Source organism: Pedobacter agri, from assembly GCF_032678665.1.
GTDB classification, from domain to species: Bacteria; Bacteroidota; Bacteroidia; order Sphingobacteriales; family Sphingobacteriaceae; genus Pedobacter; species Pedobacter agri_A.
This window is the reverse complement of sequence record NZ_JAVTSH010000001.1, coordinates 477,351-495,123: the sequence shown is the minus strand read 5'-3', so window position 1 is coordinate 495,123 and position 17,773 is coordinate 477,351. Positions and strand designations below refer to the sequence as shown.

Below are 17,773 nucleotides of genomic sequence, written 5' to 3'. Positions count from 1 at the left end.
ACCGAGTTTTCTGCTTTAGTCCCGATGATAGGAGCGGGGGCTGACGTGGCAATCAGGCTTATAAATGCCAGAAGCTGCTGCTATGAAAAATGGGCCAAATTGCCTAACTTAACTAAAAATCCCTGGAAAATGAGAGTTGTGTTTATAATTATATGTTTGGTATGGAGTTTAAATGCTTACACACAAAAAGCCTTCGAATTTGAGTATTATTATGGCAAAACCAAAGATTTTGAAATCAAATTGTCGCTTGCCAATGGCTACATTTTGGGGAGTGAAATCATCAAAACCTACTTAAAAACCAACAAAAAAGTAAAGTATATCGTCAGCGCTGCTCCCGCAGGAAAATCGCAAAGTATTACGTTTTTCCCCGATCCCAGCGATAAGGCAACTGTGATAAGGAAAAGAGAATTTATTACACTCTATCACATCAGCGACGAATATGACGTACTGCCCGACAAAATTAACGCCGTTTGCGGGATTGACTTAAAAACCAATCGGCTAAAGCTTTACAAAGCCAAGGCTAAGGATTAGTTTTCAACTTATTTAGGAAATCTACAATTTTTTGATCGGCGTAGTTGGCAATTCCTTCATGCCTGAATGATAGTCGCCCTTGCTTATCAAAAATAACGGTAGTGGGTAATGAACCCGAAAAAATTTGCTCAGGAATACTGCTTGTTACCTTAAACACGGGCATTTCATATTTGCGATTGCGCATAAATTTTGTTGATTTTGGTAAATCGCCATCCGCATCGGCAAAAATGAAAACAATTTGCTGGTCATGTTGAAACTGCTTAAACAACTTATTGATGGAAGGCATTTCAGCCCGGCAAGGTGGGCACCAGGTGGCCCAAAAATTCAGGAAGATCACTTTACCTTTTAGGTCTCCTAAATCAACCTTTTTTCCGTTAATATCCTGAAACCTGATCCCGCCTAAATCCATTGCGGTTTTGATGGGTTGGTTAACAGCAGGTGAGTAAAGTCCAATTTCCATCAAACCTCTAATTAGCAAAGCTTTTGCATCAGGTACAAAAACAATAATCAAAAGAAAAGCAACGAAAAGGGCATTGAATATGTTTTTTCTGATAAATTTCATTCTGTCTTAATTTCTTCATTGCTTCGAGCCTCGCAATAACGATATGTTATCACTTCAATCCCAACCTAAATTTTCTGGCGGTATCTTGTGCAATATCATAACCTGCGTCAGCATGGCGGATTACGCCTAAAGCCGGGTCGTTATGTAAAACTCTTTTTAATCTCGCTTCGGCTTCAGCTGTTCCATCGGCAACAATTACCATACCGGCATGAATGGAATAGCCAATACCTACACCTCCTCCATGGTGCAATGATACCCAGCTTGCACCGCCGGCGGTATTCATCAATGCATTTAAAACAGGCCAGTCTGCCACTGCGTCTGAGCCATCGAGCATGGCTTCAGTTTCCCGGTTTGGTGAAGCTACCGAACCTGTATCCAAATGATCGCGTCCAATCACAATGGGCGCTTTAACCTTACCTTCAGCAACTAGTTTATTAAACGCTAGGCCTGCTTTTTCGCGTTCCCCCTGGCCAAGCCAGCAGATTCTGGCAGGCAAACCCTGAAAAGCGATTCGCTCCTGCGCCATTTTAATCCAACGGTGCAAGCTCTCGTTTTCGGGAAATAATTCCAGAATAAGCCTATCTGTTTCGAAAATATCCTGTGGGTCGCCACTTAAAGCAGCCCACCTGAATGGACCTTTGCCTTCGCAAAATAACGGACGGATGTAAGCCGGCACAAAACCAGGGAAATCAAAAGCGTTTTCTACGCCAACCTCTAAAGCTCTTCCTCGTAAATTATTACCGTAATCGAATGTAATGGAACCACGTTTTTGCAATTCAAGCATTTGTTTTACATGCTTTGCCATGGTGGCGTACGATTGCTTGATATATTCTTCGGCATTACTTTTTCTCAAATCTACTGCTTGTTGTACGGTCAATCCTTCAGGGAAATAACCAATTAACGGATCGTGGGCAGAAGTTTGATCAGTTAAGGTATCGGGAACAATATTTCGATCGATTAATCTTTTTAGTAACTCTACAGCATTGCAGACCACACCAATAGAAATTGCCTTGCCTTCATTTTTGTAAGCTACTGCTTTGTCTATTGCTTCATCAATGTCGTAACAGATTTCATCAATGTAGCGGGTTTCCAATCGTTTTTTGATGCGCCATTCTTCCACTTCTGCAGCCAGGCAAACGCCTTCATTCATGGTAATGGCTAAAGGTTGTGCACCACCCATGCCGCCTAAACCAGCAGTTACGTTTAATTTTCCTTTCAAACTTGACCCGAAATGTTTTTTTGCCAAGGCAGCATAGGTTTCATAGGTTCCCTGTACAATACCTTGTGAGCCAATATAAATCCATGAGCCAGCAGTCATCTGGCCATACATCATTAAGCCCTTGTCTTCTAATTCATCAAAATGTTTTTGTGTTGCCCATTTGGGTACCAACTGCGAATTTGAGATTAAAACCCTTGGTGCATCAGCATGAGTGGGTAAAACGGCAACCGGCTTTCCTGATTGGATTAGCAGAGTTTCATCATTTTCTAAATCTCTCAAAGCTTTTACAATCAAACTCAATGACTCTTTATTTCTAGCCGCTTTCCCTCGGCCGCCGTAAACAATTAAATCTTCCGGGCGTTCTGCCACTTCGGGATCAAGATTATTTAAAAGCATGCGTAATGCCGCTTCCTGAATCCATCCTTTGCAACTTAATTCGGCTCCGTTCGGGGTTTGTTTTTGGCTTAAGTTTAAACCATTGGTTAGATTTTGGCTCATAGATAAAAGCAATGTTACTTTCCAAAGATATAGAATTGAACAACATTTGCTACTTTTGACACATTGAAAAAGCATAGGCAAAACATCAGAAAATATTTATCGGCATTTATGCTGGTTGTGTTTGCTATTGCCTTAACTCCCTGGAGTGTGCTTCATCATCACCAGGAAATACCAATACCTAAAAAAGAAATTCATTGCCATCACGTTAGTCATGTACAATCACATGGCGATACCTGCTTAATCTGTAATGCAAGTTTTGAAAAAGACTATGTACAGGTTCATCACATTTACAGGATATTTCTTTCTGCCAAACTCATTAGTCCAAAGCAACCCATCTTAAAAAGTTCTTATGTCGAGCTTTTAAGTACTGGTTTGCGTGGCCCTCCAGTGGCTTAATTTTTTCAAACTTATTGTCCGTAAATCGGAAAACCAATTATTCATTTGTCAGATCTAAAACAAGGCTTGTTTACGCTTGTGTTTTGGCGTTCGACATCATTTCTATTTATCATAAATCATGAAAAAATTACAGCTTATTGGCTTAGTAATTCTATATACATTATTGAGCAGCACCGCTTTTGCATCTGCTTTGAAAGACATTAAAGGTAAGGTTACCGATGCCAGTACCAGCCAGACTTTGCCTGGCGCAAGCATTTACATCCCCGATTTAAAGGTATCTGCAGTAACCAATAACGACGGACAGTTTACCTTAAACAACCTCCCGGCAAAGGGAAGTTACCTGGTAGAAGTACATTACATCGGTTATAAAACGGCGACAAAAATAGTCAACTTTTCAAGTACAGTAACGCTTGAATTTGCCTTGCAGCCTACAGCCATTGAAACCAAAGAAATTGTAATTACCGGCAGTTTGATCAGCAGTACCAGCAAGCGAAACAGCGCTTCATCTGCAGTGGTTGGAAAAGATCAATTGTTGCAGCCCTCTACCAATTTGATTGATGCATTAACCAGGGTGCCTGGCGTTTCGCAAATTACAACAGGGCCATCCATTTCAAAACCAGTTATTCGCGGCCTGGGTTATAACCGTATTGTAACTTTAGATGATGGAATTAAACAACAGGGCCAACAATGGGGCGATGAACACGGGATAGAAATTGATCAGTTTAAATCAGATCGGATTGAGATTTTACGCGGTGCAGCTTCTTTAATGTATGGTTCTGATGCATTGGGTGGAGTCATTAATATTCTGGAGCCGAGCACCGCTCCCGAAGAGCAGGTAAAAGGTGAATTTATTACCAATTATGCTACCAACAACGGTTTAACCGCAAATTCATTAATGTTGAATGGAAATCAAAACGGTTTTGTATGGAGGGCTCGTGGTACCTATAAAAATGCTTACTCATTTAAAACACCTACAGGCTACTTTCCAAATTCGGGATTTAACGAAACCGATTTAAGTGGAATGGTTGGTTTGAATAAAAGCTGGGGTTATACTCATTTAAACGTTTCGAGTTTCCGTAACAATATTGGTTTTTACGAACCTGCTTTAGATGATAACGGAAATTTCCTTAAAGAAAGCGGTGAAGCATTTATTAAACAGGACTTCAAAAACCGTGAACTGGATTTTCCACGTCAGGATATTCGCCATTTCAAAATTGCCTTGAACAACAATTTTATTTTGGGCAACGGCAATTTAAAAGCTGATTTTGGTTACCAGCAGAACCAGCGCCGGGAGCTGGAAGAAAGTACAGAACCTGCTTTATTCTTCGATCTTAAAACTTACACTGCCGATTTGAAATATTATATTCATGAAACCAATGGCTGGCAACCTGTTTTTGGCTTAAGTGCCGATGCAGGTAACAGTGAAAATAAAGCAGATGATGAGTTTTTGATTCCAAATTACGATACCTACGGAATTGGTGTTTTTGCCTTTGCTAAAAAGAACTGGGAGAACAGTACGTTTAGCATAGGTGCCCGTTACGACTTTCGTAAAAACGATGGGAAACAACTTATTAAAGATGGCGAGGAGATTTTTGCTCCCTTCCAAAACAAGTTTTCAAATGTAAGTGGAGCACTCGGTTTCACCCATCAGTTTAATGAAGAATGGAACTTTAAAGCCAATGCAGGTTCTGCATTTCGTGCACCCAATCCGGCAGAATTGGCTTCAAATGGCGTACACGAAGGAACGTTCCGGTATGAAATTGGTAATTCGGGTTTGAGTCCGGAAAGGAGCTACCAGGTTGATGCTGCTTTGGAGTACGAAGGTAAAATGATAACTGCAAGTGCAAGCATCTACAACAACTATGTGCATAATTTTATTTACGCATCAAACAATGGAGAAATCATTAACGCTGAGGGCGACGACTATCCGGTTTACCGTTATGGCCAGGTAAATGCTAACCTTTACGGAGCTGAAGCTACGTTGACCATTCACCCGGTTCCATTTATTCACTTCGAAAATACTTTTGGATACGTTCATGCGCAAAATACTTCATTAAACAAACCCTTAGCATTTATTCCAGCCGGAACCTTGCGTAACGAATTGCGTTTCGAACCAAAAATTAAAGGTACGAACGATGCTTACCTATCCGTTGGAATAAATTCGGCCTTTAAGCAAACCCGTGTTGATGATGTTTTTGAAACACCAACCAGCGGATATACTTTGCTAAATGCTGGCATTGGCGCAACTTTTAACTTAGGTAAACAGCCGGTGAAGTTATCTGTTTCGGCAAACAATGTATTAAACCAGAAATATTATGATGCTTTAAGCAGATACAAACCTGGTCGTTTGGATTACGAAAATCCAAATTTTGGAATTTATAATGTTGGAAGAAACATCACCTTCGGTTTATATGTTCCCTTTACTCTTGTGAAATAACGAGGAAAATCCCCTATCTACAAAAAGCGTCCTGGAAATTATTTTCAGGACGCTTTTTGTTTAAATGGTAAATCTATTTCTTAAATGTTTCCCTCTTTGCCCTTACATACTGATTTGGCCATTCAGTTTCATCACCCAGTATTTGAGCAGCATGGGTAGGGAAATAGGCATCGCGTAACGATTCACGGGCAATGAAGATCAAATCTGCTTTATCTTCCTGCAAAATATCTTCGGCCTGTTGCGCATCAACGATTACGCCAACTGCTCCTGTGTAAATACCAATTTCATTTCTGATTTTATCGGCGAAAGGAACCTGATAATTCGGTCCGGCGGGAATAAATGCATCAGGCACATTTCCACCAGAAGAGGTATCAATCAAATCAACGCCTCGATCTTTTAAAACTGCCGCCAACTGAAGGGAGTCGTTCTCATTCCAGCCATCTGCAGTCCAGTCTGTTGCAGAAATACGAACAAAAATCGGTAAGTTTTCCGGCCAAACCGATTGAACGGCTTCCACAACATCGATTACCAAACGAATGCGGTTTTCGAAACTGCCACCATAAACATCGCTGCGGGTGTTGCTCAGCGGACTAAAAAACTCATGTAATAAATAACCATGAGCAGCATGTACTTCAATCACTTTGTAGCCCGCATCCAAAGCTCTTTTTGCCGCAGCTCTAAAGGCAAAAACAATATCTTGAATTTCTGATATACTTAATTCATGAGGTGCAACCTGTCCGTTTTTGAAGGGTATTGGCGATGGACCAACGGTTTGCCAGCTATTTTCGCCTTCGGTAAGCTGTTCTCCGCCATTCCATGGCAGGTCGCAACTTGCTTTTCGGCCAGCATGTGCCAACTGAATACCGGCAATGGCACCATTTTCATGAATAAAAGAAACGATCTGCTTCAGTTTTTCTACATGCTCATCTTTCCAGATGCCTAAATCGGCATGTGTAATTCTTCCTTCGGGAACTACTGCTGTAGCTTCCTGAATAATTAAAGCAGCACCACCAACAGCTCTGCTGCCTAAATGAACCAAATGCCAATCGTTGGCAAAGCCATCAACTGCTGAGTATTGGCACATTGGAGAAATAACAATTCTATTTTTTAAGGTTACATCCTTTATGGTAAAAGGAGAGAATAATTTTGACATGATTGAGTTATGTTTAACCGCAAAGGGCGCAAAGTTTTTCACAAAGGTAGCAAAGCATTAAGCCTTATTAACATTTGTTACTGTACATGCTCTTTGTGTTTATTATTAATTTAAAAACCTGCGTTTTGTAATTCCGTATTGATGAACTGAATTTCATCAGCAGTTAATTTCACATTGATCGCTTCGGCATTTTGGATGGCTTGTTTTTCATTTCTCGCCCCAACCAATGCAATCGTAATTCCTGGCCGTTCGATGGTCCAGCGTAAAACCAATTGAGATAAAGTTGCGTTTTTGTCTTCAGCCAAAGGCTTAAGTTTGGCTAAAAATGCATTGGTTTTCTGAATACTTTCTGGGGTGAAAAATTTATTTCCCTGGCGATGATCGCCTTCTTCAAATTTATAATCAGCAGTCATTTTACCAGTTAACAAACCTCTTTCCATCGGGCTATACGCCAATACCGCTTTGTGATGCTCAAGGCAAAATGGAACGGTTTCCTCTTCAACAGCCCGGTTAACCATGCTAAAGGGAATCTGATTGGAAATAATTTCTAAAGTTTGATCAGCTTCTTTCAATTGTGTTACATCATAATTGCAAACACCAGCATACCGCACTTTGCCTTGTTCAATCAATCGGCTAACTGCTTCGAAAGTTTCACTAATTGGCGTCGTCACATCCGGCCAGTGTATTTGATATAAATCGATATAATCGGTTCCTAACCGCTTCAAAGATTGTTCACACTCGTAAATTACACTTTCTTTCCCTGCATACTTATAAACGTCGATGTCTTTACCATCATTATTTTTGGTTTGCATGGCCAATTTACCTTTTTCTAAATCCCAGCGCATCCCAAATTTGGTTACCAGTTGAATTTTGTCTCTGGAAATTCCTTTTACGGCTTCACCAACAATTTCTTCGCTGTCTCCTTGTCCGTAAATAGGAGCAGTATCAATTGAAGTTACACCTAAATCGTAACCCGCCTGGATAGCTTTAATGGCATCGTTTCGATCTGTGCTGCCCCACATCCATCCACCTGCTGCCCAGGCGCCGAAAGTAATTGCCGAAAGTTCTAAATCAGCGTTTCCTATTTTTCTGTATTCCATATTATTTTCTAATGATTTTATCAACCGCATAGGTATTATGCGGTAAGTAAGCTAACAACACTGATAAAAATGCCACGTGAATTAATTGTGAAGGTAAAGCTTCCCAGTTTTCAATCATTGTTGTTCCAAAAATTAGGGCTAAAGAAACCAGGCCTGCAAGCAATAATCCTTGTCTGGTAAACAAGCCGATGATAATTAACAGTCCTGCAATAAATTCAGCAAATGGTAAAATATAGCTAAACGGAACAACTAAAAATTCTGGTAATAATGATTTGGAGAACTGGCCAACCATCCAATTACTAAAGCCCGCAAGTTTTGGCAACCGCACCAGGCCATGCCCGAAAAAACTTAAGCCAATTGCCAACCGACTAATTAAGTAAGCCCAGTTTTTGTCCATTATCTATCGTGTTTACACAAACATACAATCCAAATGTTAAGGATGTTTTAATGCAACGGATATTAAACTCAGATTTTACAAAGGCGTTATAAAAAATATTTTATGCCAAAAATTTGGAAGTAAATAAATAAAACATACTTTAGTGTATTATTTAACTAATACAGTAAACATGATTCAAATTAACAACCTTAATTTTGGTTACAGTAAGCATAAACCATTATTTAAAAATATGAGTCTGCAATTAAATGCCGGACACATATATGGTTTGCTTGGGAAAAACGGAGCGGGTAAATCCAGTTTGCTTAAAAACCTTGCAGGTTTGGTATATGCGCAAAGCGGAACACTAAATGTTTTGGGTTTCGATCCTAAAAAGCGTCAGCCGGCGTTGTTAGCACAAATTTGCTTTATCCCTGAAGAGTTTTATCTGCCTGCGGTTAAAATTGATGCATACATCAAAGCCAATGCGCCTTTTTATAGAAACTTTAATCACAACTATTTTGCTGAGTTATTAAAGGAATTTGATATCCCGGTTTCGCAAAAATTGGTTGATATGAGTTATGGCCAGAAGAAAAAGATCATTATTGCTTTTGGTTTGGCTACGCAGGCGAAGCTGATCATTATGGATGAACCGACAAATGGATTGGATATTCCTTCAAAGGCACAATTTAGGAAAATAATGGCTTCTGCCTTAACTGATGATTGTTGCATCATCATCTCCACGCACCAGGTTAGGGATTTAGATAATTTAATTGATACTGTGATAATGCTGGATGAAAATGATATCGCTTTAAAAGCATCCGTTGAGGAAATTACCGAAAAACTAACTTTTAAAAAAGTTAAGGAAATAGATGCAAGTATTATTTATGCAGAGCAATCACTTTCCGGCTATAATGCGGTAATGCCAAACTACCATCAGGAAGAGAGTAAACTGGATATAGAATTACTCTTCAATGCCATTTTAACTGAGAAAACAAAATTTAAACCTTTATTTGATTAAGCCATGAACAACACATTTAATATTAATCGATTTGGCTTATTGCTTAGAAGACAATGGCTGGATTTTGGGAAAGTTTATTTAGGAACGCTGGTTATATTGATTGGAATTTTGGTTGTGGCTTACTGGATGTTGATGCCTGATATCAAAAATATTTCACTTAACATTTGGAAGAGCCCGAATTTAGGTTTTCGATATTTATTATTTATTTTTTTTGGCTTTTTCTTTACCAGTATAATTGCCAGCAGTTACTTTAACAATCTTGGAAAAAAGGCAGATACGATAATAGAACTGATGATACCCGCATCTACCTTCGAAAAATTTGTTACTGGGGTTTTTTATGCTTCCATTGTAAGTGCTTGTAGTTTTCTGTTGATATTTTATTTAGTTGACGCTGCTTTTGTAGCTTATTTTAATGGCCAGATCAACCACATGATTACCCTTAATGCTGAACTAAAACCAGCACAGACTATGGTAGAAGAAGTTTTTCAAGATCCTAAAACGCTTAATTACTTTAAATATAACATGGTTTCGCCTTTTACTGTTACGGGCATTTTTTTGCTGGGATCTATTTATTTTAAACGCTATAACTATATAAAAACCGCTACTACCTTAATCCTATTTTTGGTTCTATGGGTAACCTCTACTATTTATACTATGAAATTGGTAACTGATGGAACGGTTTGGGTGGGTAATTCATATTGGCAGAATGAGCGTAATATCATGCAGATTTTTGGTATAGCTAGCCTGTTGATTACCATTGCTTTTTACATTACCGTATACATTCGATTAAAAGAGAAGGAGGTTTAAATGGATTTCAATAATAACAAAGCTATTTACTTACAAATAGCCGAATATGTGTGTGAGCACATTCTTTTGGGTAAATGGAAATTGAATGATAAAATTCCATCGGTGAGAGAACTTGCAGTGGAGATGGAGGTAAATCCAAATACGGTGATGCGTACTTACGAACTTTTGCAGAAGCAGGATATCATCAACAATAAGAGGGGCATTGGTTTTTTCCTGGCTGAGGATGCGATTACAAATGTAAATCTATATCGTAAATCTACTTTTATTGAAGATGAACTCCCTCAGTTGTTCAGAAATATCTATTTATTGGATATAAATTTCGATGAGCTAAAAGATCGCTATCAAACTTTTATTAAACAAAATTTTAACGCTTAGAACATGAAAACAAGTAATAAAATATTAATCTGCTTAGCTGTAGCGTTGCTTACCATTCCATTAACGATAATGGTTTTGGTTGCCAAAACAAGCAGAATAAGTGATCAACAATATAATCAAATCATTTTAGGCGAGGAAGATTTGGATAAAGAAGGAAGTCGTTTCGTTAAAAAATATGACACCAAAGCTTTTAATAAAATCTTTATCCAGGGAGCTGATTTTAAAGATGTAAAAATAAAAGTGTTTAAGAGTAACAAATTCGCAGTAAAAATCACAAAAGATTTAGCAGACCAATTGATTAGCCTGGAAAATGTGGATGGTCAAATTCAGATAAAATTACCATCATCTGAAGTTTATGCCCGGGGAACAATCATTGTCTTTTCTCCAGCTTTAACGCATATTAAAATCGATGACGTTAATCTCAGTCAGTTATTTGTGAAAGAAAGTGATAGCTTAACATTGGAGTTGGGTAAAAACGCAAGTTTTAGCATTACTGAAGGTACAAAAATTAAACACTTATCCATCACCAACAAAAATTTGCAGACCCTGAGTGAATATTGGGTCGATAATAATATTTACAGTTCAGGCATCACACAACTTGATGTTAAATTGAACCGGTCGACGTTAAATATTTATGATTCGGCGATCAGCACATTAGACTTAGATGTTAATACTACAAAGGTTAAAGTGAGCAATGAGCAAGGTAAAACGTTTGAACCCATAGAAAATTTGGTGCTTAAAACGACTGGAGAATGTGCCGTTAATTTCGAGAACATTAAAATTAACAACGCAAAAGGAGAGATCTCTAATTCAACTTCCATTCAGGTTCCAATCATTAACCTGAAACAGATGTTGCAGAAGTAAAATTTAAACAATATGAAAACATTAATAATCAGTAGCTTTCTCATCCTGGCTGTCTTTTTAACTAAAGCTCAAAATATATCTTCCAACCTAAAACAAGCGTTTAAAACTGATGATGTAAGCTTATTTAAACGAGCACTTCAGGAAGATAAAATCGTTGTAGATTCGTGTTTATTGCTCGAACAGAAGCCGTATTCTTTATTTGCAATCAGCATCAGAAGCAAGTCGATTAAGATTTTACAAGATTTAATTTCGATTAAAGCAGATGTAAATAAAATCTGTGATGATAAAAGTCCCTTGATGTATGCCGCTAAATATGGCGAATTAGAAGCTGCCAAGGCTTTAGTAAAAGCCGGTGCAAATATTGGATTGAAAAATCGGGAAGGAAAAACCGCTCTTGATTACGCCCGAAAATACGAGAAGAAAGAGTTGATCGACTATCTTTCGAAATAATGTTGCGTAGCTTCCATTTTGGAAGCTACGCTTTTAGTGCTGTTGAATATAAACAACAGATTTTTTAATGTCTTCTGCCAAAATACGGTCGGCGTTGTTGAAGCTTACGCTTTTCCGGTAGGCCGAAATAATTTGCTCAATTTTCGGAGACGATTTTAAAGGCTTTCGAAAGTCTAAGGCCTGGGCAGCAGTAAGCAGTTCGATCGCCAGAATATTTTCGAGGTTATTTACCACCCGCAAACATTTTGTTGCACCGTTTGCGCCCATGCTTACATGATCTTCCTGGCCATTGCTGCTTACAATGCTATCAACAGATGAAGGTGTGCACAATTGTTTATTTTCACTTACAATTGATGCTGCGGTATATTGTGCAATCATTAAACCTGAATTTAATCCTGCATCTTTAATTAAAAATGGCCGCAAATTTCTTTGACCTGAAATAAGTTGAAATACCCGCCTTTCGGAAATGGAACCTAATTCTGCCAAAGCGATGCACAAAAAATCCAGACTTAAAGCCAATGGTTGTCCATGGAAGTTGCCGGCAGAAATAATTCGGTCTTCATCAGGGAAAACATTAGGATTATCTGTTACGGAATTGATTTCGGTTTCAAATACCGTTCTTACATATGTTATGGCATCCTTGCTTGCGCCATGCACCTGTGGCACGCAACGAAACGAATATGGATCCTGAGTCTGTTTTCCGCTGCGGTCGATTATTTCACTACCATGCAAAAGATCTTTAATGTTTTTTGCGGTTTCCAGCTGCCCCTTATGCGGCCTGATTTGATGACTTAAATGATCAAATGGATCAACCCTGCAATCAAAAGCATCAATGGACATGGCAGCAAGCTGATCGGCCCAACGACTTAAATTTTCAGCCTTTAGCAGAATATGAATGCCATAAGCGCTCATAAACTGAGTGCCATTAATTAAAGCCAATCCTTCTTTAGATTGAAGGGATAAAGGTTGCCAGTTCAACTGTTCATAAAGTTTAGCAGTGTTAAGCCTTTGCCCTTTATAATTTATCTCGCCTTCGCCAATTAACGGAAGTGCCAGGTGTGCCAATGGAGCTAAATCGCCCGATGCACCTAGCGACCCTTGTGTGTAAACAACAGGCAAAATATCGTGGTTGTAAAAATCAACCAAGCGTTGTGCCGTAGCAAGTGCAATGGCAGAATAACCATAACTCAAAGACTGAATTTTTAAAAGCAACATTAACTTTACAATCTCTTGAGGCACTTCCGTTCCGGTACCGCAGGCATGAGAAAGCAATAAATTATGCTGTAATTTGGTTAAGTTTTCTTCCTCAATTTTTATATTTTGTAAATAGCCAAAACCGGTGTTTATTCCATAGATCGGCTCTTCATGGCGTTTTAGTTTGTCGTTTAGGTAATTTCTGCATTTTTGAATGCGCTCAACAGATTCTTGGCTTAAGGCAATTGGCTTGTTTTTCAGAATAATTTCTTTTAAAACATTTAATGTTAGCGGCTGTTCGCTAATATAAAAAACAGGCATATTTAAACTATTTGGTTGCCCAAAAGTATAAATAAGTATTAAATTAGGCCGATTCGCTTTTCATCATCGCACAAAATATTTTACTCATGAAGAAAATTTTTATTGTACTTGCACTTACCTTATTTATTTTAACATCATCAAGAGCGCAAAAAACAGATACACTTTCTATCACTTTAGAAAACGTGAAATATCCATACCCTGTGAAATTTTTACCACTGAGCACAGAAGGTCAAGATATAAAAATGGCTTATATGGATGTGGCGCCGACAATAGCAGCCAATGGTAAAACAGCGATTTTATTTCATGGAAAAAATTTTGGCGGTTACTATTGGGGCAATGTAATCAAGGCTTTAACAGCGATCGGTTATCGGGTAATTGTTCCCGATCAAATTGGTTTTGGAAAATCATCAAAACCTTTTATTCATTACAGTTTCCATCAGCTGGCGGCCTGGAACAAAAAGTTACTTGATACCCTGGGCATACAGAAAACTGTGGTGCTTGGCCACAGCATGGGCGGCATGTTGGCCACACGTTTTGCTTTACTTTACCCTAATACAACTGAGAAATTATTACTTGAAAACCCGATTGGATTAGAGGATTATAAAACGTTTGTGCCTTATGTAAATACGCAACAGCAGTATCAAACCGAATTAAAAACAACTGCAGAAAGCGTTCGAAAATATTATCAAAGCTCATACTTTACGTATTGGAAACCAGAATATGAGTATCTGGTCAATATTGCCGGAGGTGTTACATTTAGTGCAGATTATCCACGTTGGGCAAAGGTTGCCGCCATGACCTTTACCATGATTTACGAGCAGCCTGTGGTTTATGAATTCCAAAACCTGAAAGTGCCAACGGTTTTATTTATTGGAAAGGAAGATAAAACAATTGTTGGAAAAAGGCTCCTGACACCTGATCAGCAGGTTTTACATGGGCAATATCGGTTTTTAGGCAAGCAAACTGCAGCAAAAATTCCGGGCGCAAAAATTATAGAATTCGAAGCTTGCGGACATATTCCGCACATCGAAATACCTACAGAATTTTTGGTGGCACTTACGGGAAGTTTATAACGAGAGTTCTTTACCTACAATTTTGTTAATGCCTTGCAGCTCAAAATTAATTTTTTGTCCCATTGCCGTCATGGTACCATTCATTTCCATACGTAAATGACTTTTAAGGATTAAGCCACTTTTTAAATCGAGTTCGGCGTCGCCGTTGTTGGTTCCAGTTAAATCGGTTTGCATCTTGTTACCCATGGTTTCAAAATCGCCTTTAGAAGTTAGTGTTCCTGAAATATTCAGGTAAGCAATGCCATTTTTCACATCTTTAAGGGTGTATTTTGTAATCGTTTCGATGGGCATCGTCATTTGCATCTTGGTATCAACGGTCCAGCTGTCGCCAATTTTAACTGGTTTTTCCGGATAGACTTTTAGCGATGACTCCATGGTTTGTTTCATGCTTTCAGCATTAAACTGCTTGGCCAATGATGCCTTTATACTAATCATCACCGCAGAATCTTTCGACATTTTCGAAGCCATGCGGGTTAACATGGCATCAATTCCGGTTAATGATTTTATGGAGCCATCAGGTGCCATCACCATTCTGAAAGATGCGCCTTTTATCCCACGGAAAGGATTTTTTTTGGTTGTATCGGCATCATCCGAATCCATGGCCATCGTATTTCCCATGGCCGACGATTTCATAAAAATTCGATTGTACACTACATCAATATCCTTATCCAAATCGCTGCCATTTCTAATATCGAAGGTATAATCAGTTCCGATGGTTTGGGTGAGGTTTATTTTCTGGCCGGAAATTTCCTGATTGATAATTTGATCAGAAGCCATAGCAAAATTATATTTTTTCCCAATAGGTAAGTTTTGCTTTAATACATAGGGCTTTTGTGCAAATGCGCCAAATGAAAGGGATAAAAGAAAGAGAAGAAATATTTTGAATGTTTTCATTTGGGCAGATGGTTTTAAATTTTGGAGATTAAATATGACGATTATTTTTTTAGCCAGCAGGTTGCTGAGAAAATATCCTTGTTAACTGATGATACAAATCTGGATGTTTATCTTTTAATAAATCTGGTTTTTCAAAGAAATATTCAGAAACCACTGCAAAAAACTCAGCCTGGTTGGTAATGGCGTACGGATTAATATCCGATTTATTATCTTCAATTTTCTGCATTTCCTCATGCATCATTTTTATCCATGGCAAAGTATATTCGTGAGCCATCAAGTTTTCCGGAACACCATCGGTAGCGCCATCAGATTTATCTAAAAGATGCACAAATTCGTGTATTGCTGTATTTTCTTTTCCAGCACTTTTAGAAAACCCGTGTCGCAGGGCCGAACGAGATAAAATCATTTGTCCGTTCATGTAACCACTTCCCACCATGCCCATAATTTGCCTTTCCCCACCCTCAAACTGAAAATCCTGGTCAAAGGTATCAGGATATAATAACACTGTACTTAGGTTTTTATATTGCCAGTCTGTGAAACCGAAAATTGGAATCACTGCACTCGAAGCAATCAGAAGCTCATCTAAGGTGGTCATCTCCAATCCCACAGGTTCGATTTTAACGGTAGCAAAAAATGTGGCTACTTTCTCTTCAAACCTTAATTTATCTGTCGAATCTAAATTGTGGTAATACGCTACGTAATCATCCAGAATCTTTTTATCGGTATCAGTTAAAGGATCAATTTTTGGCTTCTTTTTTTTGAGGATTAGATAAAGCGCAATTAAAAATATAGGGATAAGATACGCAAAGGGCAGTGAATTCATATTTGGTTTATTGATGTGGTATTGAGTTGGGTTTTTGCGGAAAAGAGGAGACCGGGAAGGATGAATTGGCTTTGAGTGGAAGCGATAGTCACAATCAAAGCCAGTTCAAGCCGATTTAACTTTCCAGAATTTCCAACTGGGTAATGATATCTTCTCTGGTAACTGGGTAAGGTTTTACATGGGTTAACGCCAGGTATGCTGCATCAAATAATGGCAAATAACTCCCCAGTTCCGAGGGAATGACTTCTTTTGTTTTATTTCCTTCAGCATCGATTGTAGTTAGTATGCCTTCATTTCCCTTCAACTCAACGCCGTAGCCTTCATCGTTAAGTTTCATGCCGGCAAGCAATTGTTCTTCCTGAATATCGGCTCTTTGTTTAATGAAACTTCCATTAACGCCATGTAGAACAAAGGCTGCCTGCGGATTAACAACCAACATACTGGAAGTAACAAACACAAAAACACTATCAGGATAAGTGAGCTGGATGCTGAAGTAATCATCAACAGCTGTACCTGCTCTGTTTTTACCCAAAATTTTATGATAATTTAACGGTTTGCCGAAAAGGCTGATCACCTGGTCTAAGAGGTGAGGACCTAAATCGTAAATCAAGCCGCTTGCCTCAATGGCTTGTTCTTTAAATGCTTTCGGGCCAATAACATTCCTGTAGCGATCGTAACGCAAATGCATTTCATTCAGCTTTCCAAGCTTGCCACTTGCCAGAACTTTTTTAACTGATGTAAAGTCGCTGTCCCAACGGCGGTTTTGATAAAATATGATCTGTTTATTCACCTCATCGGCCAGGTTAAATAACTCTTTAGCCTGAGCAGACGTAGCTGTAAAGGGTTTTTCAACTAGAATATTTTTTCCTTTTAACAGTGCTGCTTTCGAGTGCTCGTAATGAAGGTTGTTGGGTGTATTTACTACCACTAACTCAATTTCTTCATCGTTTAAAAGTTCATCTACACTATTATAACTTATAATTTGAGGATAATCGTTTACAGCATTTTTTTTGCTACGCTCAACAACCGCTTTTAGCGAAAATCCTTCGTGGGTATCTAAAAACGGGGCATGAAATACCTTTCCCGACATGCCGTATGCCAATAAGCCCGCTGTAATAGTTTTTTTTGAATCTGTACTCATAAAGATAAATGTAGCCAAAAATACTTTTTGGCGGGCTATCGAAAACGTTGAATGATAAAAGTTTTACTTTTTAAAGTCAAAGTTTCGGCTTTCTGGTTTCATCTTTTAGCTTCGTTCTTTTTAACCTTATCTTTGCAGCATGAAACCATCAGAGATTAATGCCAAGTGGAAAGTTTTACAAGAGCGAATTGCTCAGGAGTTTGATTCTGATTTTCCAGACTTGAAAGTGATGCTGTTTTTAATTGGTGTGCAGGAGCTAGGGAAAGGTCCGAAGAAATATAGCAAAAGACAAAAGGAAGAGCTGATGCATATTGCAACTTGTCGTTTGCTCAGTGAGATGGATTTTTATGAGTTGGAAGGCGTAGATCAGGATGGCTGGCCGCATTGGAAACTCGTTAAAGCAATTCCACCTTATACCATGCTTGAGCAAGAAATGCTAATGAAATCTTTAGTGGTAAGTTATTTTGAAGATATCTATTCCTGATAATCGATTGTTGATGTAAAAGATACAATCAGTTTAAAAAAAGCATAAAAAAACCTC

19 protein-coding genes are annotated in these 17,773 nt (G+C 38.5%); 10 read left to right on the top strand and 9 right to left on the bottom strand.

Annotation, left to right across the window (positions count from 1 at the left end; genetic code table 11):
- Nucleotides 1-129 precede the first annotated feature (129 nt).
- A complete protein-coding gene (locus R2Q70_RS02230; protein WP_316806047.1) occupies nt 130-531 on the top strand; it encodes a hypothetical protein in 402 nt (133 codons plus the stop codon).
- Here the strand turns inward: R2Q70_RS02230 and R2Q70_RS02225 are convergent.
- Together R2Q70_RS02225 and hutU are read right to left on the bottom strand one after the other, a co-directional pair.
- Entirely contained in the window at nt 521-1,093 is a 573-nt protein-coding gene (locus R2Q70_RS02225; protein ID WP_316806046.1) for a TlpA disulfide reductase family protein, read from the bottom strand. The genes R2Q70_RS02230 and R2Q70_RS02225 overlap by 11 nt on opposite strands.
- A 49-nt stretch (nt 1,094-1,142) precedes the next feature.
- Nucleotides 1,143-2,810: a urocanate hydratase gene (hutU, locus tag R2Q70_RS02220; RefSeq protein ID WP_316806045.1), complete on the bottom strand. Its 1,668-nt coding sequence runs from the start codon at nt 2,808-2,810 to the stop codon at nt 1,143-1,145.
- A 63-nt stretch (nt 2,811-2,873) separates the two neighbouring features.
- Between hutU and R2Q70_RS02215 the strand changes: the two genes are divergently transcribed.
- Nucleotides 2,874-3,206: a hypothetical protein gene (locus tag R2Q70_RS02215; RefSeq protein WP_316806044.1), complete on the top strand. Its 333-nt coding sequence runs from the start codon at nt 2,874-2,876 to the stop codon at nt 3,204-3,206.
- A 118-nt stretch (nt 3,207-3,324) separates the two neighbouring features.
- A complete protein-coding gene (locus R2Q70_RS02210) occupies nt 3,325-5,643 on the top strand; it encodes a TonB-dependent receptor (protein ID WP_316806043.1) in 2,319 nt (772 codons plus the stop codon).
- Nucleotides 5,644-5,716: 73 nt separating this feature from the next.
- Here R2Q70_RS02210 and namA read toward each other — a convergent pair whose 3' ends face one another.
- From namA to R2Q70_RS02195, 3 genes are all read right to left on the bottom strand, one after another.
- The gene (gene namA, locus R2Q70_RS02205; RefSeq protein WP_316806042.1) at nt 5,717-6,796 is read right to left on the bottom strand and encodes an NADPH dehydrogenase NamA; all 1,080 of its coding nucleotides are present in this window, start codon (nt 6,794-6,796) and stop codon (nt 5,717-5,719) included.
- Nucleotides 6,797-6,906: 110 nt separating this feature from the next.
- Nucleotides 6,907-7,896, bottom strand: coding sequence for an aldo/keto reductase (locus tag R2Q70_RS02200; RefSeq protein ID WP_316806041.1), 990 nt, complete (start codon nt 7,894-7,896; stop codon nt 6,907-6,909).
- A 1-nt stretch (nt 7,897) separates the two neighbouring features.
- Nucleotides 7,898-8,293 carry a DoxX family protein gene (locus R2Q70_RS02195; RefSeq protein WP_316806040.1) on the bottom strand — a complete coding sequence of 132 codons (396 nt, stop codon included), beginning with the start codon at nt 8,291-8,293 and terminating at the stop codon, nt 7,898-7,900.
- Between the two features lie 169 nt (nt 8,294-8,462).
- On the opposite strand from R2Q70_RS02195, the gene R2Q70_RS02190 reads away from it, so the two are divergent.
- From R2Q70_RS02190 to R2Q70_RS02170, 5 genes are read left to right on the top strand one after another with little or no spacing between them, the layout of a single operon-like run.
- Nucleotides 8,463-9,290, top strand: coding sequence for an ABC transporter ATP-binding protein (locus tag R2Q70_RS02190; RefSeq protein WP_316806039.1), 828 nt, complete (start codon nt 8,463-8,465; stop codon nt 9,288-9,290).
- Between the two features lie 3 nt (nt 9,291-9,293).
- Nucleotides 9,294-10,097 (top strand): hypothetical protein, encoded by an 804-nt coding sequence (locus R2Q70_RS02185; protein ID WP_316806038.1) that lies wholly within the window; start codon nt 9,294-9,296, stop codon nt 10,095-10,097.
- Nucleotides 10,098-10,472: a GntR family transcriptional regulator gene (locus R2Q70_RS02180; protein ID WP_316806037.1), complete on the top strand. Its 375-nt coding sequence runs from the start codon at nt 10,098-10,100 to the stop codon at nt 10,470-10,472.
- Between the two features lie 3 nt (nt 10,473-10,475).
- On the top strand, nt 10,476-11,336 hold the full coding sequence (locus R2Q70_RS02175) for a hypothetical protein (RefSeq protein ID WP_316806036.1): 861 nt from the start codon (nt 10,476-10,478) through the stop codon (nt 11,334-11,336).
- Between the two features lie 12 nt (nt 11,337-11,348).
- Nucleotides 11,349-11,786 (top strand): ankyrin repeat domain-containing protein, encoded by a 438-nt coding sequence (locus R2Q70_RS02170; RefSeq protein WP_316806035.1) that lies wholly within the window; start codon nt 11,349-11,351, stop codon nt 11,784-11,786.
- A 33-nt stretch (nt 11,787-11,819) separates the two neighbouring features.
- Here R2Q70_RS02170 and hutH read toward each other — a convergent pair whose 3' ends face one another.
- Nucleotides 11,820-13,301 (bottom strand): histidine ammonia-lyase, encoded by a 1,482-nt coding sequence (gene hutH, locus R2Q70_RS02165; RefSeq protein WP_316806034.1) that lies wholly within the window; start codon nt 13,299-13,301, stop codon nt 11,820-11,822.
- A gap of 86 nt (nt 13,302-13,387) precedes the next feature.
- On the opposite strand from hutH, the gene R2Q70_RS02160 reads away from it, so the two are divergent.
- Nucleotides 13,388-14,374, top strand: coding sequence for an alpha/beta hydrolase (locus R2Q70_RS02160; protein ID WP_316806033.1), 987 nt, complete (start codon nt 13,388-13,390; stop codon nt 14,372-14,374).
- Here R2Q70_RS02160 and R2Q70_RS02155 read toward each other — a convergent pair.
- The 3 genes from R2Q70_RS02155 to R2Q70_RS02145 form a co-directional block, all read right to left on the bottom strand.
- Nucleotides 14,369-15,268 carry a DUF6263 family protein gene (locus R2Q70_RS02155; protein ID WP_316806032.1) on the bottom strand — a complete coding sequence of 300 codons (900 nt, stop codon included), beginning with the start codon at nt 15,266-15,268 and terminating at the stop codon, nt 14,369-14,371. The two genes, R2Q70_RS02160 and R2Q70_RS02155, sit on opposite strands and share 6 nt — an antisense overlap.
- 49 nt (nt 15,269-15,317) lie before the next feature.
- Complete coding sequence (locus R2Q70_RS02150; RefSeq protein ID WP_316806031.1) at nt 15,318-16,091, bottom strand: zinc-dependent peptidase; 774 nt, start codon at nt 16,089-16,091, stop codon at nt 15,318-15,320.
- A 115-nt stretch (nt 16,092-16,206) separates the two neighbouring features.
- Nucleotides 16,207-17,232, bottom strand: coding sequence for a Gfo/Idh/MocA family oxidoreductase (locus R2Q70_RS02145; RefSeq protein WP_316806030.1), 1,026 nt, complete (start codon nt 17,230-17,232; stop codon nt 16,207-16,209).
- Between the two features lie 139 nt (nt 17,233-17,371).
- On the opposite strand from R2Q70_RS02145, the gene R2Q70_RS02140 reads away from it, so the two are divergent.
- Nucleotides 17,372-17,716 carry a hypothetical protein gene (locus R2Q70_RS02140; RefSeq protein ID WP_010602651.1) on the top strand — a complete coding sequence of 115 codons (345 nt, stop codon included), beginning with the start codon at nt 17,372-17,374 and terminating at the stop codon, nt 17,714-17,716.
- Nucleotides 17,717-17,773: the final 57 nt, after the last annotated feature.

Excerpts from the sequence above, each read along its gene's own strand:
- R2Q70_RS02230 (WP_316806047.1), top strand. The coding sequence starts at position 130 with ATGAGAGTTGTGTTTATAATTATATGTTTGGTATGGAGTTTAAATGCT.
- R2Q70_RS02225 (WP_316806046.1), bottom strand. The coding sequence starts at position 1,093 with ATGAAATTTATCAGAAAAAACATATTCAATGCCCTTTTCGTTGCTTTT.
- hutU (WP_316806045.1), bottom strand. The coding sequence starts at position 2,810 with ATGAGCCAAAATCTAACCAATGGTTTAAACTTAAGCCAAAAACAAACC.
- R2Q70_RS02210 (WP_316806043.1), top strand. The coding sequence starts at position 3,325 with ATGAAAAAATTACAGCTTATTGGCTTAGTAATTCTATATACATTATTG.
- namA (WP_316806042.1), bottom strand. The coding sequence starts at position 6,796 with ATGTCAAAATTATTCTCTCCTTTTACCATAAAGGATGTAACCTTAAAA.
- R2Q70_RS02200 (WP_316806041.1), bottom strand. The coding sequence starts at position 7,896 with ATGGAATACAGAAAAATAGGAAACGCTGATTTAGAACTTTCGGCAATT.
- R2Q70_RS02195 (WP_316806040.1), bottom strand. The coding sequence starts at position 8,293 with ATGGACAAAAACTGGGCTTACTTAATTAGTCGGTTGGCAATTGGCTTA.
- R2Q70_RS02190 (WP_316806039.1), top strand. The coding sequence starts at position 8,463 with ATGATTCAAATTAACAACCTTAATTTTGGTTACAGTAAGCATAAACCA.
- R2Q70_RS02185 (WP_316806038.1), top strand. The coding sequence starts at position 9,294 with ATGAACAACACATTTAATATTAATCGATTTGGCTTATTGCTTAGAAGA.
- R2Q70_RS02180 (WP_316806037.1), top strand. The coding sequence starts at position 10,098 with ATGGATTTCAATAATAACAAAGCTATTTACTTACAAATAGCCGAATAT.
- R2Q70_RS02175 (WP_316806036.1), top strand. The coding sequence starts at position 10,476 with ATGAAAACAAGTAATAAAATATTAATCTGCTTAGCTGTAGCGTTGCTT.
- R2Q70_RS02170 (WP_316806035.1), top strand. The coding sequence starts at position 11,349 with ATGAAAACATTAATAATCAGTAGCTTTCTCATCCTGGCTGTCTTTTTA.
- hutH (WP_316806034.1), bottom strand. The coding sequence starts at position 13,301 with ATGCCTGTTTTTTATATTAGCGAACAGCCGCTAACATTAAATGTTTTA.
- R2Q70_RS02160 (WP_316806033.1), top strand. The coding sequence starts at position 13,388 with ATGAAGAAAATTTTTATTGTACTTGCACTTACCTTATTTATTTTAACA.
- R2Q70_RS02155 (WP_316806032.1), bottom strand. The coding sequence starts at position 15,268 with ATGAAAACATTCAAAATATTTCTTCTCTTTCTTTTATCCCTTTCATTT.
- R2Q70_RS02150 (WP_316806031.1), bottom strand. The coding sequence starts at position 16,091 with ATGAATTCACTGCCCTTTGCGTATCTTATCCCTATATTTTTAATTGCG.
- R2Q70_RS02145 (WP_316806030.1), bottom strand. The coding sequence starts at position 17,232 with ATGAGTACAGATTCAAAAAAAACTATTACAGCGGGCTTATTGGCATAC.
- R2Q70_RS02140 (WP_010602651.1), top strand. The coding sequence starts at position 17,372 with ATGAAACCATCAGAGATTAATGCCAAGTGGAAAGTTTTACAAGAGCGA.